23 protein-coding genes are annotated in these 22,315 nt (G+C 47.4%); 19 read left to right on the top strand and 4 right to left on the bottom strand.

From position 1 onward, the window contains the following. The first annotated feature begins 2 nt into the window (after nucleotides 1-2). The 4 genes from rpmG to FC652_RS15890 all read left to right on the top strand — a co-directional run bounded on the left by rpmG (nucleotide 3) and on the right by FC652_RS15890 (nucleotide 3,910). The gene (rpmG, locus tag FC652_RS15905; protein ID WP_011078893.1) at nucleotides 3-173 is read left to right on the top strand and encodes a 50S ribosomal protein L33; all 171 of its coding nucleotides are present in this window, start codon (nucleotides 3-5) and stop codon (nucleotides 171-173) included. Between the two features lie 302 nt (nucleotides 174-475). Next, complete coding sequence (locus FC652_RS15900; RefSeq protein ID WP_176299367.1) at nucleotides 476-973, top strand: hypothetical protein; 498 nt, start codon at nucleotides 476-478, stop codon at nucleotides 971-973. 28 nt (nucleotides 974-1,001) lie between these two features. After that, entirely contained in the window at nucleotides 1,002-1,811 is an 810-nt protein-coding gene (gene mutM, locus FC652_RS15895; protein ID WP_176299366.1) for a bifunctional DNA-formamidopyrimidine glycosylase/DNA-(apurinic or apyrimidinic site) lyase, read from the top strand. Nucleotides 1,812-1,933: 122 nt separating this feature from the next. Beyond that, nucleotides 1,934-3,910, top strand: coding sequence for an LTA synthase family protein (locus FC652_RS15890; RefSeq protein ID WP_176299365.1), 1,977 nt, complete (start codon nucleotides 1,934-1,936; stop codon nucleotides 3,908-3,910). A gap of 43 nt (nucleotides 3,911-3,953) precedes the next feature. Here FC652_RS15890 and coaD read toward each other — a convergent pair whose 3' ends face one another. From coaD to FC652_RS15870, 4 genes are read right to left on the bottom strand one after another with little or no spacing between them, the layout of a single operon-like run. Beyond that, on the bottom strand, nucleotides 3,954-4,430 hold the full coding sequence (coaD, locus tag FC652_RS15885) for a pantetheine-phosphate adenylyltransferase (protein ID WP_176299364.1): 477 nt from the start codon (nucleotides 4,428-4,430) through the stop codon (nucleotides 3,954-3,956). A gap of 3 nt (nucleotides 4,431-4,433) precedes the next feature. Beyond that, a complete protein-coding gene (locus FC652_RS15880; protein WP_176299363.1) occupies nucleotides 4,434-5,468 on the bottom strand; it encodes a glycosyltransferase family 4 protein in 1,035 nt (344 codons plus the stop codon). Beyond that, nucleotides 5,469-6,305: a glycosyltransferase family 2 protein gene (locus FC652_RS15875; protein WP_176299362.1), complete on the bottom strand. Its 837-nt coding sequence runs from the start codon at nucleotides 6,303-6,305 to the stop codon at nucleotides 5,469-5,471. Continuing rightward, entirely contained in the window at nucleotides 6,290-7,351 is a 1,062-nt protein-coding gene (locus tag FC652_RS15870) for a glycosyltransferase family 9 protein (RefSeq protein WP_176299361.1), read from the bottom strand. The genes FC652_RS15875 and FC652_RS15870 overlap by 16 nt, the downstream gene beginning before the upstream one ends. Nucleotides 7,352-7,452: 101 nt before the next feature. Between FC652_RS15870 and FC652_RS15865 the strand changes: the two genes are divergently transcribed. The 15 genes from FC652_RS15865 (at nucleotide 7,453) to FC652_RS15795 (ending at nucleotide 22,311) form a co-directional block, all read left to right on the top strand. Continuing rightward, the gene (locus FC652_RS15865) at nucleotides 7,453-7,842 is read left to right on the top strand and encodes a diacylglycerol kinase (RefSeq protein ID WP_013572545.1); all 390 of its coding nucleotides are present in this window, start codon (nucleotides 7,453-7,455) and stop codon (nucleotides 7,840-7,842) included. A gap of 23 nt (nucleotides 7,843-7,865) precedes the next feature. After that, complete coding sequence (locus FC652_RS15860) at nucleotides 7,866-8,576, top strand: 3-deoxy-D-manno-octulosonic acid kinase (RefSeq protein WP_176299360.1); 711 nt, start codon at nucleotides 7,866-7,868, stop codon at nucleotides 8,574-8,576. 44 nt (nucleotides 8,577-8,620) lie between these two features. Further along, the gene (locus tag FC652_RS15855) at nucleotides 8,621-10,456 is read left to right on the top strand and encodes a DUF3413 domain-containing protein (protein ID WP_176299359.1); all 1,836 of its coding nucleotides are present in this window, start codon (nucleotides 8,621-8,623) and stop codon (nucleotides 10,454-10,456) included. Nucleotides 10,457-10,467: 11 nt separating this feature from the next. Next, nucleotides 10,468-11,331 (top strand): glycosyltransferase family 2 protein, encoded by an 864-nt coding sequence (locus tag FC652_RS15850; protein ID WP_176299358.1) that lies wholly within the window; start codon nucleotides 10,468-10,470, stop codon nucleotides 11,329-11,331. Beyond that, nucleotides 11,328-12,389 (top strand): dTDP-glucose 4,6-dehydratase, encoded by a 1,062-nt coding sequence (gene rfbB / locus FC652_RS15845; protein WP_176299357.1) that lies wholly within the window; start codon nucleotides 11,328-11,330, stop codon nucleotides 12,387-12,389. The genes FC652_RS15850 and rfbB overlap by 4 nt, the downstream gene beginning before the upstream one ends. Before the next feature lie 78 nt (nucleotides 12,390-12,467). Continuing rightward, entirely contained in the window at nucleotides 12,468-13,355 is an 888-nt protein-coding gene (gene rfbA / locus FC652_RS15840) for a glucose-1-phosphate thymidylyltransferase RfbA (RefSeq protein WP_176299356.1), read from the top strand. After that, a complete protein-coding gene (rfbD, locus tag FC652_RS15835) occupies nucleotides 13,352-14,233 on the top strand; it encodes a dTDP-4-dehydrorhamnose reductase (RefSeq protein WP_176299355.1) in 882 nt (293 codons plus the stop codon). The genes rfbA and rfbD overlap by 4 nt, the downstream gene beginning before the upstream one ends. Then, nucleotides 14,233-14,787, top strand: coding sequence for a dTDP-4-dehydrorhamnose 3,5-epimerase (gene rfbC, locus FC652_RS15830; RefSeq protein ID WP_176299354.1), 555 nt, complete (start codon nucleotides 14,233-14,235; stop codon nucleotides 14,785-14,787). The genes rfbD and rfbC overlap by 1 nt, the downstream gene beginning before the upstream one ends. Nucleotides 14,788-14,988: 201 nt before the next feature. Continuing rightward, nucleotides 14,989-16,179, top strand: a complete 1,191-nt coding sequence (locus FC652_RS15825) for a UDP-N-acetylglucosamine 4,6-dehydratase (protein WP_176299353.1) — start codon at nucleotides 14,989-14,991, stop codon at nucleotides 16,177-16,179. Between the two features lie 12 nt (nucleotides 16,180-16,191). Continuing rightward, nucleotides 16,192-17,337, top strand: a complete 1,146-nt coding sequence (locus FC652_RS15820) for a LegC family aminotransferase (RefSeq protein ID WP_176299352.1) — start codon at nucleotides 16,192-16,194, stop codon at nucleotides 17,335-17,337. 14 nt (nucleotides 17,338-17,351) lie between these two features. Further along, on the top strand, nucleotides 17,352-18,530 hold the full coding sequence (neuC, locus tag FC652_RS15815; RefSeq protein ID WP_176299351.1) for a UDP-N-acetylglucosamine 2-epimerase: 1,179 nt from the start codon (nucleotides 17,352-17,354) through the stop codon (nucleotides 18,528-18,530). Nucleotides 18,531-18,536: 6 nt separating this feature from the next. After that, the gene (neuB, locus tag FC652_RS15810; protein ID WP_176299350.1) at nucleotides 18,537-19,610 is read left to right on the top strand and encodes an N-acetylneuraminate synthase; all 1,074 of its coding nucleotides are present in this window, start codon (nucleotides 18,537-18,539) and stop codon (nucleotides 19,608-19,610) included. Beyond that, nucleotides 19,603-20,241, top strand: a complete 639-nt coding sequence (locus tag FC652_RS15805; protein ID WP_176299349.1) for an acetyltransferase — start codon at nucleotides 19,603-19,605, stop codon at nucleotides 20,239-20,241. The genes neuB and FC652_RS15805 overlap by 8 nt, the downstream gene beginning before the upstream one ends. A 10-nt stretch (nucleotides 20,242-20,251) precedes the next feature. Then, entirely contained in the window at nucleotides 20,252-21,313 is a 1,062-nt protein-coding gene (locus FC652_RS15800; RefSeq protein WP_176299348.1) for a nucleotidyltransferase family protein, read from the top strand. Beyond that, nucleotides 21,313-22,311 (top strand): Gfo/Idh/MocA family protein, encoded by a 999-nt coding sequence (locus tag FC652_RS15795; RefSeq protein ID WP_176299347.1) that lies wholly within the window; start codon nucleotides 21,313-21,315, stop codon nucleotides 22,309-22,311. The genes FC652_RS15800 and FC652_RS15795 overlap by 1 nt, the downstream gene beginning before the upstream one ends. Nucleotides 22,312-22,315 lie beyond the last annotated feature (4 nt).

The following is a 22,315-nucleotide window of genomic DNA, read 5'->3' as shown; positions in this document are numbered from 1 at the left end:
CAATGGCTAAGAAAGGCATTCGTGAGAAAATTCGTCTAGTATCTACTGCAAATACTGGTCACTTCTACACAACTGACAAAAATAAGCGCAACATGCCAGGCAAGTTCGAGATCAAAAAATTTGATCCAGTAGTACGCCAGCACGTTGTGTACAAAGAAGCGAAAATCAAGTAATTGATTGAGTCTCTTTGAAGATTGTAGAAAACCCAGCTTTCGAGCTGGGTTTTTTATTGTTGTTCTTTTAAGCTCCTCCTAGAACCTAGAACCTAGAACCTAGAACCTAGAACCTAGAACCTAGAACCTAGAACCTAGAACCTAGAACCTAGAACCTAGAACCTAGAACCTAGAACCTAGAACCTAGAACCTAGAACCTAGAACCTAGAACCTAGAACCTAGAACCTAGAACCTAGAACCTAGAACCCTCGCAGTTCCCTTGGTTGGTATACTTTGCACAGTTATCAGTCTGGATTGAGAATATGCGGGTTTCACCAAAGCGTCGCCGGAAATGGAATAATATCCTCATCGCTGGCATCACCTTCTTTATTGTGATCATCAATGCCCCGACGTTGATCAAAACCTATTTGCTTGACGATCAGAGCACGACTCAGATTGAAAGTACCAATGGCTATCCTTCTCTACTCAACCCCAATGCTCAGCTGCTCTCTATCCAGCTTGCAGGTAATGCTTTAGAGTGGAATAACGGTGCTTGGAGCGTAGAGCGTGAGATCACTATTTCTCCACAAGAGTGGGGAGAAAGATGGCAAACCTTGATTGGTACTCGTCTCGACGAAGCCACGATGAAGACATTAGCCTCCCAGTTGATCAAACCAGAAACCATCGAAGTGTGGTACCAAGATCAGGAAGAGCCACAAAGAGTGACTTTTTATCGTCTGGCGGATTTTTGGGTATTCCAAAACTGGCAGGATTACTGGATTGCCATATCGGTTTCCCCTGATTACTTGTTTCCCTACTAGAGATGAGTCTCTTGACCTTGGAGCCACCATGCCTGAATTACCAGAAGTGGAAGTGAGCCGAATGGGCATCACGCCGCATTTGCTCAATCAAACCATCCAATCACTGATTTTTCGCACGCCTAAGCTGCGTTGGGTCATTCCAAGTGAGCTAAAAAAGCTGCAAGGGCAAGTGATTCGTCACATTGGACGCCGAGCTAAGTATCTGATCATCGAAACCGATGTTGGCAGTGCGATTGTCCATTTAGGCATGTCTGGTTCATTGCGCGTGTTGGACGCTGACTTCCCGGCAGGCAAACACGATCACGTCGATCTCAAGCTCTCTAATGGTAAAGTGTTGCGTTACAACGATCCACGTCGCTTTGGTGCTTGGCTTTACGCAGCGCCAAATGAAGATCACTCGGTGTTGGGTAATATTGGCCCAGAGCCACTAACGGATGCTTTTGATGGAGCATACATGCTTGAAAAAGCGCAAGGTAAACGTGTGGCGGTGAAGCAGTTTATTATGGACAACAAAATCGTTGTGGGCGTGGGGAACATTTATGCCAGCGAATCTTTGTTTCGTTCACGCATCCTTCCGAGCAGAGCGACGATGTCACTCAGTGCCGAGGAATGGCAACGCTTGGTGAGTCACATCAAGCAAACCTTGCAAACGGCGATTGAGCAAGGTGGCACGACTCTGAAAGACTTTTCCCAAGCCGATGGTAAGCCGGGGTATTTTGCCCAAGAATTGCAAGTGTATGGAAAAGCCGGAGAGCCATGCCCAGAATGCGGCGAAGCGATTCAAGAGCTGAAAATTGCCCAGAGAAACACCTTCTTCTGCCCACGATGCCAGCATTAACCTCCTCTTCAAAAATCGTTCGTGTGTTTGATCACTGCTTTGGCATCGGCAGCTAAAGGGTTGATTGGCCACTATGTTAAGATGTGCGCCTTTTCGCATTGATACCCACAGGTTTTGATTCAATGAATTTTCAGCAGAATGCGTACAAAACAATTCGCATTATATTTTCGTTAATCGTAGTGGCTCTGCTGCTGCTCACGGTGTCCCGTGGTCTTTTTTTGCTGTTTGCGGCCGATGTTTCGGAGCTTGCTGGTTTAGGCGATGATCTGTTGCGAGCATTTTGGGTGGGTGCGCGTTTTGATGCCAAAATCATTGCGATTGCTTTCGCGCCGCTATTTTTAGTTGGGTTGATACTGGCCTCTTTTCCACGAGGCTTTTCGCTTTGGCAGCGATCTGTGCCCAATTATGCGTTCGTGATTTTCTTTTTACTCACGGCCTTTTCCATCGGTAATTATTACTACTACGTCACCTACGGCAACTATATTGATGTGTTCGCGTTTGGCTTGTTCGATGATGATACCGAGGCGGTCTTAGAAAATGCTTGGGATGATTACCCGATCTTGCGTTCCTTCTTTGCTTCGCTTGCCGTGGCATGGTTGGCGAGAAAGTGCAGCCAATGGTTGGTTGGATGTTCACAACAATGGCGGTTTAAAGCGCTTCATTGGAGTGTGGCTGCAGTAACGATCGTGGTTACAATTTTGCTGTATGTTGTGATAGCAAGAGGGTCGGTTGGTACGCTGCCACTCAAACGCTATCACGCGAACGTTTCAGAAAATAGGCTTCTAAATATTATTACCCCCAACGCCTTTATGGCGCTCGATTGGGCAAAAAGTGACTATAAAAAGCAATCGAAATTTGAGCCCATTTCTGCCCAAGAGGTGGAAGCGCAAATGATAAAAGTACTTGGTCAGCCACAGCCTTTATTTGCCACACCAGAGAACACCTATCTCGCGGACAATCCTCCGCATGTCGTTATGGCTTTGATGGAGGGAATGGGCAACAACGTCTTGATTGAAGACGATGCTCAGAGTAACGATTTGTTAGGTTCATTACGTGAAGGATTTGAGCAAGACTTTGTTTTCAAGCGTTTTATGGCCGGCACGTCGGCGACCATTGATAGCATTGTGATGATGCTAATGCATAGCGATGTACCAACGATCAGCCATTCCAGTGCACAGAAAAAACCGCTAGCTTCTTCTGCGGTATTGCCATACAAGCAGGCGGGCTATCGTGTGGTGTTTGTCTATGGTGGCAATGGGATGTGGCGCAACTTGTCCAACTATTTGCCGGTGCAAGGCTTTGATCAGGTCTACGATGAAAACAGCATTAAAAACGCCTTTCCTGATGCCGCTAAACATGCCGATACTTGGGGCGTGCCCGATGCGTTTACCTTCAAGTTTGCTCGCAAAGTCCTTGATGAAGCCACGCAACCAACGCTGATTTACATCATGACAGTGACCAACCACTCGCCATTTCGCGCCCCGGGTGATTATCAGGCTAAGCCTGTTAAACCAAGTGAGCGATTAAAAACTCTACTGGGGCCGATGGAAGAAGAAGCGGAAGGCTTGTTGCAAGCGTACCAATATGCGAACGATTCTCTAGGTCAATTTGTCCATGGTGTGAAGCAATCCCCATTGGCTGAGAAAACCGTCATTGCGGCCTCTGGCGATCATCGCGTGCGTTACCTCGCCGTCGATGAAGAGGCGGAGTTTGGTTTGACCTTTGGAGTGCCGTTCTATCTCTATGTGCCTGAAAGCATCCTACAGCATGTGGAACATCAATATGATCCAAGTCGAATTGGTTCTCATCGCGATATTTTCCCTACGCTCTACCATTTGAGTTTATCCGCGCAGCAGTATGTCTCCCTTGGTGGGGAAAATATGCTCTCAACGCAAGGTGTGAGTAATATCGGTTTCAACACGTCACGAGTGATCACAGATCAAGGGGCGTATAGTAGCGCTCAACCAGAAGTGTTATATCCGTGGGGAGAAGGTTGGTTAACCAAGACGGAAACGGCGGTTAACTCAAACCCTGAATGGGCGAAGGAGTATCGCCAGTTAATGAATGCTTACTTGCGCTATCAAGTGACTCAACCTTAACGATCTTCCGCTGAGCGACTCGTTCAGCGGAAAGTTTTGGGCGTTATATTTTCTTCTTTTGATGGAGTGCCTGCGCAACAATCGGCGGAACAAATTGGCTCACATCCCCGCCATGAATAGCCACTTCGCGCACAATGGTCGAGGAGATAAAGGCATATTCTTCAGAAGGGGTGAGAAAAACGCTTTCAAGCCCAGGTAGCAAGCGGCGGTACATGTTGGTCAAGCCAAATTCGTATTCGAAATCGACCGTGGTACGTAGGCCGCGAATTAAAATGTCTGCTTTAATCTCCGCAGCGAAGTCGACAAGTAAGCCGCTAAACCCCATGCTGGCCACATTGGGGAGATGTTGAGTGACTTGACGGGCAAAGTTGACGCGCTCTTCCAAGGTAAACATGGTGTTTTTACTTGGACTGGCTGCGACTGCGATGATGACGCTATCAAACATTTTTGCTGCACGCTCGATCAAATCGAGATGGCCGTTGGTAATGGGGTCAAAGGTTCCTGGGTAAATTACTTCCATTGTTTATTTCTCGCTATAGATGCAGTAGAGGTTTTGATAGCTAATGGCTGTTGTAGCAACCTCAAACTGGTTTAAATGACGATTTGCACCTTCGATCAATCGTGTTCTTAGAGCGGAATCATTGAAGATTCTGAGAATGCTAGATGCCAGTTGTTCCGAACTACCCACATCAAATAGCAGACCAGACTCCTCATTCTTAATCACATCGGGAATTCCACCCGCTTTCGAACCGATGACAGGCAATCCGGCCGCCATCGCTTCTAGAATCACGGATCCCATCCCTTCAGTGTAAGAGGTATGAATCAAAAGATTTGCGGCAGCATACCAATCGCCCATGTCGGCCTGATTTCCAGCAAAAGAGAGATTATTGAGATCCGCAGCCAGTGCCTTGAGTGCTTGTTCCTCAGGGCCGGAACCGAGTAACACAAAGTGAATAGAATCACTGTGCGATTGCAAGAGCCGAGCAGCATTGATCGCGACATCAAAACCTTTGTGTTTTAGGTGTTTGGCTGCTTTGATAACCAAAAATTTGTCGTGATATTGCGCTCGAATTTTTTGGACATTGTTTAAGTTCGTTGGGTAACGCGCTGGAGAGTCTGGAATAAAACTGCAGTTTGCTTTTGGATGGCGTTTGAGGACTTCTTCGATAACCGCTTTGCTTACACCGACGACGTGAGCTGCGTGTTGATAGGCTTTTTCAGATAGCCACTTGCGCTTAAGCGGGTTATCAATACGTCGTGTAATGATATAAGGAACACGAAAGCACAAATTTTGTAAAAAAGCCCAGTAGATGGCTTTGCCTTCATGAGCATGCATGACATCACAATGTTGTGTTACGGCTTTCTTGTGTGCATGCCACATGCTTTTGGCTGCAATCATATTGCACCCCAGCGCTTCAGCTTGTTTGAAAAATGAGCTTACGGGATTGGCGACCACGGTGAGTTGGTAACCCAATTCCCGTTGTTGTGCGAGCAATACCAAAGTTTGCTTTTCACCACCGCTAAAACCCGAGGCAAGATTAACGTGACAGATGTGCATTTATTTTTCAACCTTGTTGATTAGCCTGTTCTCGAACTGCTGTTCTGCTAGCATTCTCGACTTAGTTTTGGTTCTTATCCAGAGATCAGCGTACTTGGTTAAGGTGTAATGGGTTGATAGAAGTGAAAGCAAAAGCCCTTGTTTTCCATCTAAAAAGCCAGCTTTTATGATGTACATTTTAATGAAGCATGCAACAGAGTGAGTGATGATTGAAGCAAATGAGCAACTCTTGCCGCGATCAGCTCGATCTTTTGACCATGCAAGGGCATAAGAGGAGGACTTATTCAAGTAATGACTTAAATCATTATACGTATAGTGAATGGCATCCCCTTTTAGAGTTACTATGTGCATCTTTTCTGAAACTTCAACTTTTTCATGCACTTGTGCGTCATTGTATTGTGTGAGCTGAGTGGGATACAGTCGGACCACGTGGTCAGGGTACCAGCCACAGTGGCGGATAAAGCGACCAAACACCCAACTTAATCGGCAAATTTGGTAGACGGTTGAAGGTTTGTTACTTGCAACAGCCTGTTCAATACTTGCTTTAAGCTCTGGTGTAATGCGTTCATCGGCATCGAGCCAAAGCACATAATCGGATTCAACATACTGCTGAGCAAGACGGCGTTGTGGGCCAAAGCCCGGCCACTCTTTGTTAATAAAGAATTTGTCGGTGTAGCGTCTGGCAACGGCTTCGGTTTCATCGCTGCTGCCTGAATCCAAAATAACGATCTCATTGACCCAACCCTCGACCGTTTTTAAGCAGGCATCCAAGTTGGCGGCTTCATTTTTGACAATCAGAGCCACGGCGAGCGTTGGCTTGTTTATTGATTCAGACATGCTGATTCCTTTTTCGTGATGTGGTCAAAGCTGCGAATCACATCGCTGACCGAGATTGCTTGCATAATATGATCGCCTTTAACGCGAGTGCTCCAAGGCAGCGTTTCAGCCGCTTTGCCGTGTTGTTCGACAATAAATTGCTCATAGACGCTCACTACCTCGGTGAGGTTATTGTATGGTCCGGTGCGCTTGGGGTTACTGTGTCCATAAAGGCCAATGACGGGTGTGCCTTGGGTCGTGGCAATGTGCGCGGGACCAGAGTCGGGCGCCAATACCACGGCAGCTTTGTTTAATAGTGCGGTAAGTTGTTTGAGGTTGGTTTTACCCACTAGACTCAGCGCAGGGTGCTGCATGTGGCGCAGAATATCCGCAGCCAAGGCTTTTTCGCGTTCAGCGGGAGAACCACAAATCACCACTTGATAGCCTTGTTCATAAGCGTAATCACCTAATGCGGCGTAGCGGTCTGCCAACCAGTTACGCTCATCCTTACTGGCTGCCGGCGAAATGACAAGAGTCGGTTGGTCACCGAGGGTCTCTTGGGCAAAGTGATGATCAGCATCGCTGATGGGCAATTGCCATTGAGGAGACGTTCGGGGCACACCCAAATATTCGATAAACGAGTAGAAACTGTCTAAGACGTGCGCGGATTCGGTATCGGAGATCTTGCGATTGGTGAACAGCCATTGCCCTTCTTTTGCGCGTTTAAAGTTAAAGCCAACCTTATACGTGGCTTTGATGCCAAGAGTGACTAAGCTTGCTCTTAGGGCAAGTTGCATATGAACAAGCGCATCAAAACGACGCCCTTTCAACTGGCGCCAAACGGCTTTCATGCCATCGAGCCCCTGTTTTTTATCAAAAACGATCAGCTCAACGCCTTCTAAACCTTGTAGTAGTTGCGCTTCTACTTTGCCAATCACCCAGGTCACCTTGGTGGAAGGCCAATGGCGTTGCAACGCTTGAACGGCGGCGACCGCATGGCAAACATCACCAATGGCGGACAAACGGAGGAAACAGACGGAGTTTGGGGCTTGTTCAAAAAGCGGCATAAGTTCTGCTCAAAAAAATATCTGGCTAAATTATGCAGATACCCAAGATAAATGTAAAATACCCCTCTTTCATTGATGGCAACGATAAGGCATTCCTTTCTATGACTCAGCCCAATATAGGCAAGCCAGGCAATACTGGTATTAAGCGCATAATAAAAGCCACAGGTTACTCGATTCAGGGCTTGAAAGCAGCCTTTAAGCATGAGGCTGCGGTTCGTCAGGAGTTTGCTTTGCTCGTCGTTGCGATTGTGCTAGCGACTTGGCTTGATGTATCGATGCTTGAACGTATCACGTTGCTTGCGGTGGTTGTGCTGGTGCTGATTGTTGAATTAATGAATTCAGCGGTGGAAGCGGTGGTGGATCGCATCGGGGTGGAGCATCACGAACTCAGTGGCCGAGCTAAAGACATTGGTTCTGCGGCGGTGCTGGTGGCGTTGATCTTCGCTGGTTTTACATGGCTTTATATCGTTGGTAGTCACTATTGGTGGTAAAGCATGATTGGTGGTGGTAAAGCATGATTGAACAACAGCAGTTTGGTCAAAGTCGAATTTGTTACGACAGCGAATGGGTGAGTTCGCCAGAGCTGGCTTTATTTGACCCGCAGTATTGGCAAGCACAAAACAAAGTGGTAGGAAGTGCCACCGGACGCGGCACCACGTGGTTTGTGCAACTGCCCAAGATCACAGCAGCATTGCGTCACTATCGTCGCGGTGGACTATTCGGCAAGTTGGTGAAAGATCACTATTGGTTTCGAAGCTGGTCTGCAACACGCAGTTTCGCGGAATTTCATCTGCTTAAACAATTACGCGAAGCCGGGGTCAATGTCCCGAGACCGATCGCAGCCTATGCGATGAGAAAAGGGCTTTTTTACCAAGCGGATTTGCTGAGTGAACGCATTGCCAATGCGCAAGATTTAGTGACCATACTGCAAAAACACTCACTGAGTGCGGAGCTTTACCAAAAAATCGGTGTCGAAATTGCGAAAATGCATCGCGTTGGTGTCAATCATACCGATCTTAATATTCACAATATTCTGATTGATGCGCAGGAAACGATCTGGATTATCGATTTTGATAAATGCTATCCGCAAGCTGGGAACGCTTGGAAAAAAGAGAACTTAGATCGACTCAAACGCTCATTTAACAAAGAGCGAGTGAAGCGAAGTATTCACTGGCACGACAATGATTTTCACGCCTTACTGACAGGTTACAAAAGTCAGCAATAATCGCTATTCTCGTAAATAGACGTAAGTCTCAGGAAGTTAGTTACATGTCTTTTAAGCAAAAGCTGCACGCTCACGGATGGTTTATTCTAATTAACGCGTTGGTGTTAATGTTGATTGCCAGTCGTTATTTCGCCTTTCTGCCAGAGTTCCCGACGGATCCATTAGGCATTACCTTTATTCTTGCTGGTACTTGGGGGCAGATGACGCTGCTTGCTGCCATCATTGGTTTAGTGACCATTCCCACTTTATTTTTGCCGAAACCATTTCGTAATGGTACCCAAGCTCTGATTGCTTCGTTAGGCGTCGCGATTTTGTTTATTGATACCATCGTGTTTGCACAGTATCGATTCCATATTAATGCGGTGGTGCTAGAGCTCGTGATGTCGGGGCAAATTGTTAGCTTTCCGTTGATCACTTGGTTAATGGTGATTGGCGGTGTTGCTTTGTTGTTGGCCGCTCAGTGGTGGACAATTCGCTGGCTAGAAAATGGTGCACCCGTCAGAGCGCTGAAACTTGGCCGCAAGTTTGCGTTGTTGACTTTTGCCGCGCTACTGGCCACCAACGCGATTCATATTTGGGCCGCAGCGCATGCCTATCAACCGGTGACCACGGTGAAGCGCTATTTACCGCTGTTTTATCCTGCTACAGCAGATAAATTTATGCGCAAACAAGGTTGGGTGGATGAAGAGGCGCTTGAGCGTCAAAAGGCACTGGCGTTTAAACGCAAAAATGATTTGAATTACCCATTAGCACCACTTCAAACACAACCTGTAGAGAAACCGCTCAATATTATGTTGCTGGTGGTGGATTCTTGGCGCGCCGATACCTTCAACGCAGACAATACGCCAAACATGTGGAAATACGCGCAGTCGGGTGTGGTTTTCAATAATCACATCGCGACAGGCAACGCGACCCGCACAGGTATCTTTGGTCTTTTCTACGGCATTCCGGGCACCTACTGGCATGGCTTCTTAGCAAACCAACAAAGCCCGGTACTGATCGACCGTCTACAGGCTCTGGATTACCAATTAGGTATTTTCACTGCCGCTCAGTTGCGTAAACCGGAGTTCAATCAAACGGTTTTCACCAAAGTAGAAAACTTACGTATTGGCTCTGAAGGTGACAGCCCGTCTGAGCTGGATGCCGACCTCACTCAAGATTGGTTAGCTTGGTACGATCAACGTGATAAATCGAAGCCAACGTTTTCTTTCTTGTTTTACGATGCGCCACATGGCTACGATTTCCCCGCAGATTTTGAGCCGAAATACGAGCCGATGCTCACAGCAGTGAATTATCTCAAGCTAGACAACGACACGGATCCGGCGCCATTTTTCAATCGCTACAAAACCAGTGTGCGCTACGTCGATTCAATGGCAACAAAAGTGCTCGATAAACTCAAAGAGAGTGGCGATCTGGAAAATACCTTGGTGATCATTACCGGTGACCACGGGCAAGAGATGAACGACAACAAACTCAATTTCTGGGGGCACAACAGCAACTTTACCGATGCGCAGGTCAACGTGCCGTTTGCCATCTTTGGCCCTGGCGTTGATGCGGCGCAAATGCAGTGGAGTAGTGAAGCGCTCACCAGTCACCAAGATGTTGTACCGACGTTGATGAAGCACTATCTCGGGGTGACCAACGATGTAAAAGATTACTCTGTGGGTGATGATTTGCTTGGTGAAGCAGTGAAACGTAACTGGATCATTTCCTCAAACTACAGCGGTTATGCCATTATCACCGATGACAACATCCTAGAAGTGAGTGGCGGTGGCCAGTACCAATTTATGGACAAGACCAATCGCCAGTTGAAAGGTCAACAACCGAATTTCACCTATCTGCAGCAAGCCTTAGAGCAGATCAGTCGATTTAGTAAATAAAAAGGCAAACTATGACACGGAAAGTTTCTCTCATTATCGCGTTCTACAACAACACTCAAGCGCTTGATTTGATTTTTAAAGCTCTCTCAGCGCAATCCTGTATGGATTTTGAAGTGGTGATTGCGGATGATGGTTCAAAAGAAGGTGCGGTCACTTGGCTTGAGGAACAGAAGAGCCAAGTCCCGTTTGCCCTAAAATCAGTCTGGCACGAGGATAAAGGTTTTAGGAAAAATCGCATTTTGAACCATGCGGTGCTGGCGGCTGAGTCTGAGTATCTTATTTTTATTGATGGTGATTGCATTCCGGAAAAGCACTTCATTGAAGACCACATTAACAATGCACAACGAGGCAGCGCACTGAGTGGCCGTCGAGTTGAGCTGCCTGAGCCTTTCACTCCCTTAATGCAAGCCTGTGAAAACCCTGAAACGTTTTTCAGCCAACATAAATGGCAAATATTCCGCCAGTATTTGTTTACCTCTCCAGATGCTGAAACGAAAGGTCGTTGCAATCGAGGCCGTCACGTTGAAAAAGGGATCCGATTGCCTTATGCCTGGCAGCAGAAGTTGATTGGTGGCTTTAAGCCGGCAGGCATCTTGGGCTGTAATTTTTCTCTGTATAAAAGCGACTTGCTCAAGGTGAATGGGTTCGACATGCGCTATGAAGCACCAGCGGTGGGAGAGGATACAGACCTTGATTACCGATTGGGCTTAATTGGCATCAAGAACCGAGTCATGAAAGGTTTGGCGATTCAACTGCACATCTACCACCCTTGGCTTAGCCGCACTTCACCAAACTATGAACTGTTCCAAGAGACAGTGAGGCAACAGCGTTCATGGGCAGAGCAAGGGATTGATACCTTAAGGGAAGCAAAATGAAAATTTTAGTCACAGGGGGCGCAGGTTTCATTGGCTCTGCGGTAATAAGGCATATTATTAATCACACCCAAGATAGTGTCGTCAACTTAGATAAGCTAACTTATGCGGGTAACCTTGAATCGTTAAGTGATGTTGCTGAGAGCTCGCGATATGTTTTTGAACAAGTTGATATTTGTCATCGTGCGGAGTTAGAGCGTGTTTTTGCTCAGCACAAGCCAGATGCCGTGATGCACTTAGCTGCGGAATCGCATGTGGATCGCTCAATTGATGGACCCGCAGCGTTTATTGAAACCAACATCGTTGGCACCTATACACTGCTGGAGGCAGCGCGTGCTTATTGGCAAACCCTAGAAGAAAGTTCGAAAGCACGCTTTCGCTTCCATCATGTCTCGACAGATGAAGTATATGGCGATCTAGAAGGTACGGATGATCTGTTTACTGAAACGACATCCTATGCACCGAGTAGCCCTTACTCAGCTTCCAAAGCGTCCAGCGATCATCTTGTGCGAGCGTGGCAGCGTACTTATGGCTTGCCCACACTCGTCACCAATTGCTCAAATAACTACGGGCCTTACCATTTCCCAGAAAAACTGATCCCTCTGATGATTTTAAATGCCTTAGAAGGCAAGCCGTTGCCTGTGTATGGTGATGGTATGCAAATTCGTGATTGGTTATTCGTTGAAGATCATGCTCGCGCACTCTATAAAGTCGTGACGGAAGGTGAGATCGGTGAAACGTACAATATCGGCGGTCACAACGAAAAAGCCAACATCGAAGTGGTGAAAACCCTTTGCGCCTTGTTAGAAGAATACCGACCAAACAAACCTGCGGGTATCGATGCCTACGAATCCCTGATTACCTACGTCAAAGATCGTCCAGGCCATGACGTACGCTACGCAATTGATGCAAGCAAAATTGAGCGTGAACTTGGGTGGAAGCCAGAAGAGACGTTCGAATCAGGAATTCGTAAAACGGTTGAATGGTACTTAACCAACCAAGCATGGTGGTCTCGGGTCTTAGACGGTTCTTATTCGCGCGAACGTCTCGGCACAAACTAACTTGCATATTTCAATTGCTGGTTCTATGCCCTTGCTCTTGTCGGGGGTTAGGGCCCAGAAATCTAGGATCTATTTTCAATGAAAGGGATTATTCTTGCCGGCGGTTCAGGCACACGTCTCTATCCGATTACGCGCGGCGTATCCAAGCAGCTGTTGCCTGTCTACGACAAACCGATGATCTACTACCCACTGTCGGTGCTAATGTTAGCAGGTATCCGTGAGGTTTTGGTCATCACCACACCAGAAGACCAGGCGAGCTTTCGGCGTCTGCTCGGTGATGGGGCAGACTTTGGGATTTCTCTGCAATACGCCATTCAACCGAGCCCAGATGGTTTAGCGCAAGCGTTCATTATTGGTGAAGAGTTTATTGGTGAGGAGTGCGTTTGCCTCGTGTTGGGTGACAACATCTTTTATGGGCAGGGCTTTACCGCCAAATTGAAAAGCGCGGTTGAAAATGCACAAAGTGGCCAAGGTGCCACGGTGTTTGGCTACCAAGTCAAAGACCCAGAGCGCTTTGGCGTGGTGGAGTTTGACGACAACATGCAAGCGCTTTCGATAGAAGAAAAACCGCTTGTGCCAAAATCCGATTTCGCCGTGACGGGCCTCTACTTCTACGACAACCGAGTGGTCGAAATGGCCAAGAGGGTGAAACCTTCAGCACGCGGTGAGCTGGAAATTACCACGTTGAACCAAGTCTACCTCGAACAAGGAAACTTAAATGTGGAACTGCTTGGTCGTGGTTTCGCCTGGTTGGATACCGGCACACATGCGAGCTTGCACGAAGCGTCTTCGTTTGTCGAAACTATTGAAAACGTGCAAGGTTTGAAGGTCGCTTGTTTGGAAGAAATTGCTTGGCGCAGCGGCTGGCTGAGTCGCGACCAACTCACCACCTTGGCTAAGGCGATGCTTAAAAATGATTATGGCCAATACCTGCTGAAGTTGGTCACGGAGAAGGCAAATAAATGAGAGTGTTGATTGTTGGAGCGAACGGACAACTGGGGAGATGCTTGGTGAGAGCGTTGCATTCGGAGTATCCGATTTTGGCGCTGGATCGTCAGCAACTGGACATTTGTGATGAGCAAGCAATAGAGAGGGTGTTGGCAACTTTTCAGCCTCAGTTCGTGATTAACGCTGCAGCCTATACCGCGGTCGATAAAGCGCAAAGTGAGCCAGAGAGTGCGTATCTGGTCAATGAAGAAGGGCCCAAGTTATTGGCTCAAGCCTGTCATCAGCATGGCAGCGTCTTTGTTCATATCTCCACAGACTATGTATTTGATGGTGAAAAACATGGCCTTTACAACGAAGACGATATACCAGCGCCACGCAATATTTATGGCATGAGTAAACTTGCCGGAGAGCGCGCCGTACAACACGCTTGTACACAACACTATATTCTGCGCACATCGTGGGTATTTTCAGAGTTTGGCAGCAACTTCGTTAAAACCATGTTAAGGCTAGGGGCAGAGCGATCGCAGCTGGGCATCGTCTCTGACCAAGTGGGTGGGCCAACCTATGCTGGGGATATTGCGTGTGTTATCGCGAGGCTACTGAAGTGCTTTCAGAGTGGCAAGCCTGTGGCTTATGGTCTGTATCATTTTTCTGGCATGCCACACGTGAGCTGGTTTGAGTTTGCTCAAGCAATTTTTTCCTTGGCGCACGAACAAGGGGTGTTAGAACGTGATGTGCAGCTAAAACCGCTTAGCACGCTAGAGTATCCGACCGCCGCAGCAAGACCGATGAACTCAAGGTTAGACTCAACCAAACTTCAGACCTACCTGCAGCTTGAACCAAGTGATTGGAAAGCAGCACTCAATCAACTCGACCGCTATGTGGAGCAAAAATAATGAAAGTGATCGATACCACTATTCCTGACGTCAAAATTATTGAGCCAACGGTCTTTGGTGATGAGCGCGGCTTTTTTATGGAAACGTGGCATCAGGCCCGGTTTGAAGAGCTGGTGACAGGGCTGCCAACCCGATTTGTCCAAGACAACCACTCGAAGTCAAACAAAGGCATCCTACGAGGCTTGCATTACCAAACACAGCGCACACAAGGCAAATTGGTGCGCGTTGTTTCCGGTGAGGTTTTTGACGTCGCAGTGGATATTCGTCAGCACTCACCAACCTTTGGCCAGTGGGTCGGAGTTTATCTATCGGCTGAGAACAAACGCCAATTATGGGTGCCAGAGGGGTTTGCTCACGGGTTCTATGTAACCAGTGAAGAAGCCGAATTTGTCTACAAATGCACCGACTACTACCACCCTCAATCAGAGCAGTGCATCGCCTGGAACGATCCTGCCATCGGCATTGAGTGGCCATTAGAAAAGGCTGGCGAACCGCAATTGTCGGCAAAAGACAGCCAAGGCGCTTTTATCGGTAAAAACGCGATATTGTTGTGAGCAGCATGCTAAAGCCAGCAGGACTTGTGTCGCTGGTTCTCACGTGTTCATATGCCATTACCTACGAGAGCTAATGCTGCCTTTGATGGAATTTTGTATCGCTAGATATTGAGTATCTGGTACTTTTATTAACCTTACCTTTCCCCAATCCTTGGCTTGGTTTAAAATCCGACTATTAGTCATAACTCGTAGTCATCTCTTATGAACCCAATTCTACCTCTTATCGGTCGTACCGATGCGCTGTTTACTCAAGACATTGCTCAGCACGAAGCTGAGTTATCTCATATCGTTTCAGGGTCACGCTTTCTTGTTCTTGGTGGTGCGGGGTCGATTGGCCAAGCGGTCACTAAAGAAATCTTTAAGCGCCATCCGCAGAAGTTGCACGTTGTTGATATCAGCGAGAATAATATGGTGGAGTTGGTACGCGATATTCGCAGTTCATTCGGTTACATAGATGGTGATTTCCAAACTTTCGCGTTGGACATCGGCTCTATTGAGTATGATGCGTTTATTAAGGCGGATGGCCAATATGACTACGTATTGAACTTATCTGCACTTAAGCATGTTCGCAGTGAGAAAGACCCATTTACCTTAATGCGTATGATCGATGTCAATGTATTCAACACTGACAAGACGATTCAACAGTCGATTGATGCTGGCGTTAAAAAGTACTTCTGTGTCTCGACGGATAAAGCGGCCAACCCCGTCAATATGATGGGGGCGTCCAAACGCATTATGGAAATGTTCTTGATGCGCAAGAGTGAGCAAATTGCCATCTCAACTGCGCGTTTTGCTAACGTGGCCTTTTCTGATGGTTCGCTGCTACACGGTTTTAACCAACGTATCCAAAAAAATCAGCCGATTGTCGCACCAAACGATATCAAACGTTATTTTGTCACTCCTCAAGAATCGGGTGAGCTGTGTTTGATGTCGTGTATTTTTGGTGAAAATCGCGACATCTTCTTCCCGAAACTCAGTGAAGCATTGCATCTGATTACATTTGCCGACATTGCAGTGAAGTACCTCGAGCAACGTGGTTACGAGCCTCACTTGTGTGCCAATGAAGATGAAGCTCGTGAACTGGCGAAAACGCTACCCGCACAAGGCAAATGGCCTTGTCTTTTCACCGAAAGTGATACAACGGGTGAAAAGGATTTCGAAGAGTTTTTCACTGATAAAGAAGTGCTTGATATGGCTCGTTTTGAAAATTTGGGCATCATCAAAAATGAACCTCTGTATCAACCGGAGCTGTTGAGTCTTTTTGAAGAACAAATTGCCCAAATGAAAGATCAACGAGCTTGGAGCAAAGAGCAGATTGTGGCGCTCTTCTTTACGATGATCCCCGATTTCGGTCATAAAGAAACGGGCAAATACCTCGATAGCAAGATGTAAGGGTGAAGAAGAATGAACGCACAGTTACTGGTTGAGTTTGTACGCGACCAATACCAAACCCAAGATTTTATTCCATTGCATGCCCCTACTTTTGCGGGCAATGAGAAAGTGTATGTAATGGAAACCATTGACAGCACGTTTGTCTCCAGCGTCGGTAAGTTTGTCGATGAATTCGAACGTAAAATGGAAGCGTTTACTGGTACTCCAAAGGCGGTGGCGACGGTCAACGGTACCGCAGCCTTGCACGCCGCCCTCTACATGGCAGGGGTTGAACGTGGTGATTTTGTGATCACGCAAGCACTGACGTTTGTTGCTACTTGTAATGCGCTTTATCACATGGGCGCCGAGCCGATTTTTGTGGATGTTTCCCCTGTGAGCTTGGGGCTTTGCCCTAAAGCGATGGATGCTTTCTTAGAAGAGAATGCGCAAGTCACTGAGGCAGGTTGCATCCATAAGCAAACGGGCAGAAGAATCAAAGCCGTGGTGCCAATGCACACTTTTGGTCATCCGGTAGAATTGGATGAACTGATTGCCGTTTGTTCGAAATGGAACATCACGCTAGTCGAGGACGCAGCAGAAAGTCTAGGCTCGTTTTACAAGGGGAAGCACACGGGAACAATCGGTAATTTTGGTGCGGTGAGTTTCAACGGCAACAAAATCATTACCACAGGTGGTGGTGGTATGGTGCTTTGCGGGAGTGAAGAGGCGGGCAGACGCACTAAGCACGTTACCACAACCGCAAAAGTTCCCCATCCTTATGAGTTCTTCCATGATGAGCCTGGCTTCAACTATCGCATGCCGAACTTAAATGCGGCGCTGGGTTGTGCGCAGATGGAAGTACTTGAACACTATCTGGCGCAAAAACGCCAATTGGCACATCAATACCAAGCGTTTTTCGCCAGTAGCGATGTGACGTTTGTGGTCGAGCCAGAATACGCGCAATCAAACTACTGGCTCAATGCCATCATTTGCGCGGATACACAGCAGCGTAATGAACTGCTAGAGCAAACTAATGCAGTTGGCGTTATGACTCGCCCAATTTGGCAGTTAATGCATCGTTTGCCAATGTTCGAACAAGCCCTGCGTGGGGATTTGACCCATTCAGAGTTCATTGAAGCACACCTGATTAACTTACCGAGTACGCCTGTCGGCATTTAGGTGAGGGAGCGAGCATGAGCGAACATCAGAAAAAAGTCGCCGTCTTTACCGGAACAAGAGCAGAATATGGTCTGCTCTTTTGGCTTCTAAAGGATATTCAAGCCGATGCTTATCTGAAGCTTCAACTGCTGGTTTCTGGTATGCATCTATCGCCTGAGTTCGGCGAAACCTATCAGCAAATTGAGCGAGATGGCTTTCATATCGACGAAAAAATCGAAATCTTACTTTCATCGGATTCGGCAGTAGGCACCGCCAAAAGCATGGGGCTAGGCGTGTTGGGGTTTGCGGATGCTTTGGCTCGGCTTAACCCAGACGTTCTGGTGATTCTTGGCGATCGTTTTGAAGCTTTGGCCGCGGCACAAACGGCGATGATTCTGCGTATTCCGGTGATTCATTTGCATGGTGGGGAGATCACCGAGGGCGCGTATGACGACGCCATTCGTCATGCGATCACCAAGCTGAGTTATTTGCATGGCACCTCGACCGAAGCGTATCGTCAACGTGTGATCCAGCTAGGGGAAGCGCCAGAGCGCGTGAAAAATATCGGCGCTATTGGGCTTGACCACCTTAAACGCGCTCAGTTCATGAATGTGCCTGCTCTGGCTCAATCACTCAACTTCCCTTTGACTCAGCCGTACTTCTTGGTGACCTACCATCCCGTTACCTTGGGTGAAGAAGCGCCCGAAACCAGTTTTCAAGCGTTACTGGATGCACTGGATTCGTATCCTGAGCATCAAATTATCCTCACTTATCCGAATGCCGATGATGGTGGACGTCGTATCATCCCAATGCTTGAAGCGTATGCTGCGGCAAATCCCCAGCGTGTGCTTGCTATTCCTTCTTTAGGGCAAGTGCGTTATCTCAGCGCGGTGAAACATGCTAGCGTTGTGATTGGCAACTCTTCCAGTGGCATTATTGAAGTGCCTGCTTTTGATGTACCGACGGTGAATATTGGTGTGCGTCAGCAAGGGCGTTTGGCCGCAAAAAGTGTCTTGCATTGCCGGGCATCTAAAGAAGAGATTGAACAAGCAATTCAAACTGCCATTACCATAGGTTATAAGGCTGACGGTGAAGTGATCGATAATCCTTATGGCCAAGGTGATAGCAGTGCGCAAGTGATTGCAATGATAAAATCACTTCATTTTGAACCTTGTAAGTCATTCTATGACTTACCCTTTGAACCGATTGAGTGAGGCAGCATGACTCTAATCATTGCAGAAGCGGGTGTAAACCATAATGGCGACGAAGCACTGGCGTTTAAACTCGTCGACGCTGCGCATCAAGCTGGTGCCGATATTGTTAAGTTTCAAACCTTTAAAGCCAAAAACTTAGTGACAGAACAAGCCAAGCAAGCGGATTACCAAGTGGCCAATACGCAAAAGCAAGAGTCGCAGCTAGCCATGCTTAGCCGACTTGAGCTGTCTTATGCGGCTCACCACCAGTTAGTCAAACATTGTGACTCACTGGGTATTGAGTTCCTTTCGACCGCTTTTGATTCTGAAAGCTTAGATTTCCTCGTTAATGATCTTGGTTTAACGCGACTGAAATTGCCTTCTGGTGAGTTGACCAATGCGCCATTAGTCCTTGAGCATGCGCGCACAGGATGTGATTTAATCGTGTCTACGGGGATGGCGACACTGGCCGAGATTGAAATGGCATTGGGCGTCATCGCTTTTGGCTACACTGCAGCGGATCACGTTGCACCGTCGGTATTGGCTTTTCAGCAAGCTTACGCATCAAATGAAGGGCAGAAAGCTCTGAAAGAGAAAGTGACCATCCTGCACTGCACCACCGAATACCCAGCCCCGATGGCAGAAATTAATCTGAAAGCGATGGATACGCTCGGCAAGGCGTTTGATTTACCTGCGGGTTACTCTGATCACAGCGAAGGGATCACCATACCGATTGCCGCCGTTGCGCGCGGTGCGGTGTTGATCGAAAAACACTTCACGCTGGACAAAAATATGGAAGGGCCAGATCACAAGGCATCACTTGAACCTGATGAACTTACCACGATGGTGAAGGCTATCCGTCAGGTTGAGTTGGCGCTAGGATCAGCAGTGAAATCTCCAACCGTCTCTGAAGTCAAAAATAAAGCGGTGGCACGCAAAAGCCTGGTGGCAAGTCAAGCGATTCAAGTGGGAGATGCTTTTAGTGCAGATAACGTGACGATTAAGCGCCCGGGTAATGGTATGTCTCCTTATCAGTATTGGGAGATGCTCGAGCGCAAAGCAAGCCGAGATTACCAAATCGGAGATTTGATCATTGAATAAACCGTTACCACTTGTTTTGATTGGAGGAGGCGGGCACGCCAGTGTTTTGGCTGATATCTTACTTGGCCAAGGACGAGAAATACTTGCCGTCATTTGCCCTGATGACGTTTCATCACGAGCGGTATTGGCAGGCATTCCCCATCTTACCCAAGATAAGGATATTACACGCTTCTCTCCAGATAGTGTGCGGTTGGTAAACGGTATTGGCATGATGCCTCGTTCAACTTTTCGTCAGCGTATTAACGAGAAGTTTCTCGCACAAGGGTATGTTTTTGAAACGGTGATTGCGAGTGACGCTAAGGTCTCTTCCTTTGCTGAAGTGAAATCGGGAGCACAGATTTTCCCTGGTGCGAGAGTACAGACTGGCGCGGTTATTGGCGAGCATACCATAGTGAATAGCGAAGCTTTGATTGAGCACGATTGCCAAATTGGAGCTTATAACCATATAGCGCCACGTGCGACCCTATGTGGGCAAGTTGTCAGTGAAGCTCAGGTCTTCATTGGTGCAGGATCCACTATTTTGCCAGGAATTAATCTAGGGCAAAGTAGTATCATCGGTGCAGGCGCTACAATACTGAGGTATGTGCCAGCCGAAGCGGTGGTTGTTGGCAAACAGAATTCAAAACAATAAGTTGGTTGAAATGAAGAATAACTGGAAAAAGGCCGTCCTTTCACCAAACGCGACGGTTAAAGACGCTCTTCGTGTTATTGACGCAGAATCACTCAGGGTTGCTTTGGTGGTTGATGAGGCGGGTGTTTTGCTCGGTGTTGTCACTGATGGCGATATTCGCCGCGGATTGCTCGCAGGCAAAACGTTAGAAACGACATTACCTGAGGTGATGAATCGTCAGCCCATCACGGCAAGTGTACATAGTGATCGTAGTGATCTGATTGCGCGAATGAACCAATTGGATATCCTTTTTATTCCTCTGGTCGATGGCCCTTATCTTGTTGGTCTCGAAACCTTGCACAGCGCCCTCGTCGACAAACCCTCTTACCAAAATCCGGTCTTTTTGATGGCGGGCGGATTCGGTACTCGTTTGCGTCCGCTGACGGATAACTGTCCTAAGCCAATGCTCAAAATCGGCAACAAACCGATCCTTGAAACGGTGATCCGCAGTTTTATTAAGGCGGGCTTCGTCAATTTCTATATCTCAACTCACTACATGCCAGAGTTGATCCATGCTCACTTTGGTGATGGTTCAGAGTTCGGAGTCAATATCACGTATGTTCACGAAGAGTCACCATTGGGCACTGGTGGCGCACTGGGATTATTGCCGAACGATCTGCCAAAAGACTTGCCGCTTATCATGATGAATGGTGATGTGCTGACCAAGGTCGATTTTCAACGCCTGCTCGATTTTCATGTGAGCCATGACGCCGACGCAACCATGTGTGTTCGCGAATACGACTATCAAATTCCCTACGGTGTTATCAACGGTGAAGGCAACAAAATTACCAGCATGGTGGAGAAGCCGATTCAACGTTTCTTTGTCAATGCCGGGATTTACGTGGTTTCTCCGAGAGTCATTCAATCGGTACCCGAAAATCATCGTATTGATATGCCGACGCTATTAGAACAACACATGCAGGAAAAAAACAACGTCTTGATGTTCCCAATTCACGAGTATTGGTTGGATATCGGCCGAATGGATGATTTCAATCGAGCGCAAGCAGATATCCATACTTTGGGATTGGACTAATGGAACGAGTTGCTGTTGTTGGGCTAGGAAATATCGCGACTCGCCATCGACGGAATTTAAAACAGTTATTCCCCAACGCACTGCTGTATGCGATGTCGGCCAGTGGGCGTGTTCCTCAAGAAACGGTCAATGATGCAGACTTACTGGTGACGTCTATTGAGGAACTCGTCGATCAGCATGTTCAACTCGTGATCATTGCATCGCCAGCACCTTTCCATGCACTGCATTCAATCCCTCTGATCAAAGCGGGTATTCCAGTTTTAATTGAGAAACCAGTGACTGCAACAGTCGATGACGTAAAAAGACTACAGAGCATTGCCTCACAGTACAATACACCAGTGTCAATTGGTTATTGTCTACGGTATCTCTCTTCGGCACTTCAGATGAAAAGCCTACTTAGCTTAGGCAAAATTGGGTATTTGTATCATGCTCATGTCGAGATTGGGCAGTATTTGCCTGATTGGCGACCAAGCAAAGACTATCGTGACAGTGTTTCCGCGAAAGCCAGTTTAGGCGGAGGTGCTTTGTTAGAGCTTAGTCACGAGTTTGATTACACTCAATGGCTACTGGGTACTCTAACGCTCGAACACGCTATTTTGCGTCAAACCAAAGAGCTTGCTCTTGAAGTTGAAGACAGTGCAGATCTGTTGTTAAGTACCTCAAAGCAAGCGATCGTACACATGCACCTCGACTTTTTGCAGCGCAAGGCGCATCGGCAATGTCGTTTTGTGGGTAGCAAAGGAGCGCTGGAGTGGGACTTAATTGGCAATGAAATCCGATTTGTTACACCGCAAGGTGTCCAAGTACTTTACAGTGAGCCCAAATGGGATAAAAACCAAATGTACACGGCGATGCTTGCCGACTTTGTCGCGCAAATCCATCAACAACCCAATCAATGTGTCTCTCTTGCTGAGGCAGCTCAAAGTGTTGAACTTATAGAAGAAATCAAACAGCGCTTTCCAATCACATCGGTGCAGGGTGAGTTAAAAGGTGAATAATCGA

The organism is Vibrio sp. 05-20-BW147, from assembly GCF_013369385.1.
Classification (GTDB): domain Bacteria; phylum Pseudomonadota; class Gammaproteobacteria; order Enterobacterales; family Vibrionaceae; genus Vibrio; species Vibrio floridensis.
This window is presented reverse-complemented; position numbering and strand designations above follow the sequence as displayed.

Excerpts from the sequence above, each read along its gene's own strand:
- rpmG (WP_011078893.1), top strand. The coding sequence starts at position 3 with ATGGCTAAGAAAGGCATTCGTGAGAAAATTCGTCTAGTATCTACTGCA.
- FC652_RS15900 (WP_176299367.1), top strand. The coding sequence starts at position 476 with ATGCGGGTTTCACCAAAGCGTCGCCGGAAATGGAATAATATCCTCATC.
- mutM (WP_176299366.1), top strand. The coding sequence starts at position 1,002 with ATGCCTGAATTACCAGAAGTGGAAGTGAGCCGAATGGGCATCACGCCG.
- FC652_RS15890 (WP_176299365.1), top strand. The coding sequence starts at position 1,934 with ATGAATTTTCAGCAGAATGCGTACAAAACAATTCGCATTATATTTTCG.
- coaD (WP_176299364.1), bottom strand. The coding sequence starts at position 4,430 with ATGGAAGTAATTTACCCAGGAACCTTTGACCCCATTACCAACGGCCAT.
- FC652_RS15880 (WP_176299363.1), bottom strand. The coding sequence starts at position 5,468 with ATGCACATCTGTCACGTTAATCTTGCCTCGGGTTTTAGCGGTGGTGAA.
- FC652_RS15875 (WP_176299362.1), bottom strand. The coding sequence starts at position 6,305 with ATGTCTGAATCAATAAACAAGCCAACGCTCGCCGTGGCTCTGATTGTC.
- FC652_RS15870 (WP_176299361.1), bottom strand. The coding sequence starts at position 7,351 with ATGCCGCTTTTTGAACAAGCCCCAAACTCCGTCTGTTTCCTCCGTTTG.
- FC652_RS15865 (WP_013572545.1), top strand. The coding sequence starts at position 7,453 with ATGACTCAGCCCAATATAGGCAAGCCAGGCAATACTGGTATTAAGCGC.
- FC652_RS15860 (WP_176299360.1), top strand. The coding sequence starts at position 7,866 with ATGATTGAACAACAGCAGTTTGGTCAAAGTCGAATTTGTTACGACAGC.
- FC652_RS15855 (WP_176299359.1), top strand. The coding sequence starts at position 8,621 with ATGTCTTTTAAGCAAAAGCTGCACGCTCACGGATGGTTTATTCTAATT.
- FC652_RS15850 (WP_176299358.1), top strand. The coding sequence starts at position 10,468 with ATGACACGGAAAGTTTCTCTCATTATCGCGTTCTACAACAACACTCAA.
- rfbB (WP_176299357.1), top strand. The coding sequence starts at position 11,328 with ATGAAAATTTTAGTCACAGGGGGCGCAGGTTTCATTGGCTCTGCGGTA.
- rfbA (WP_176299356.1), top strand. The coding sequence starts at position 12,468 with ATGAAAGGGATTATTCTTGCCGGCGGTTCAGGCACACGTCTCTATCCG.
- rfbD (WP_176299355.1), top strand. The coding sequence starts at position 13,352 with ATGAGAGTGTTGATTGTTGGAGCGAACGGACAACTGGGGAGATGCTTG.
- rfbC (WP_176299354.1), top strand. The coding sequence starts at position 14,233 with ATGAAAGTGATCGATACCACTATTCCTGACGTCAAAATTATTGAGCCA.
- FC652_RS15825 (WP_176299353.1), top strand. The coding sequence starts at position 14,989 with ATGAACCCAATTCTACCTCTTATCGGTCGTACCGATGCGCTGTTTACT.
- FC652_RS15820 (WP_176299352.1), top strand. The coding sequence starts at position 16,192 with ATGAACGCACAGTTACTGGTTGAGTTTGTACGCGACCAATACCAAACC.
- neuC (WP_176299351.1), top strand. The coding sequence starts at position 17,352 with ATGAGCGAACATCAGAAAAAAGTCGCCGTCTTTACCGGAACAAGAGCA.
- neuB (WP_176299350.1), top strand. The coding sequence starts at position 18,537 with ATGACTCTAATCATTGCAGAAGCGGGTGTAAACCATAATGGCGACGAA.
- FC652_RS15800 (WP_176299348.1), top strand. The coding sequence starts at position 20,252 with ATGAAGAATAACTGGAAAAAGGCCGTCCTTTCACCAAACGCGACGGTT.
- FC652_RS15795 (WP_176299347.1), top strand. The coding sequence starts at position 21,313 with ATGGAACGAGTTGCTGTTGTTGGGCTAGGAAATATCGCGACTCGCCAT.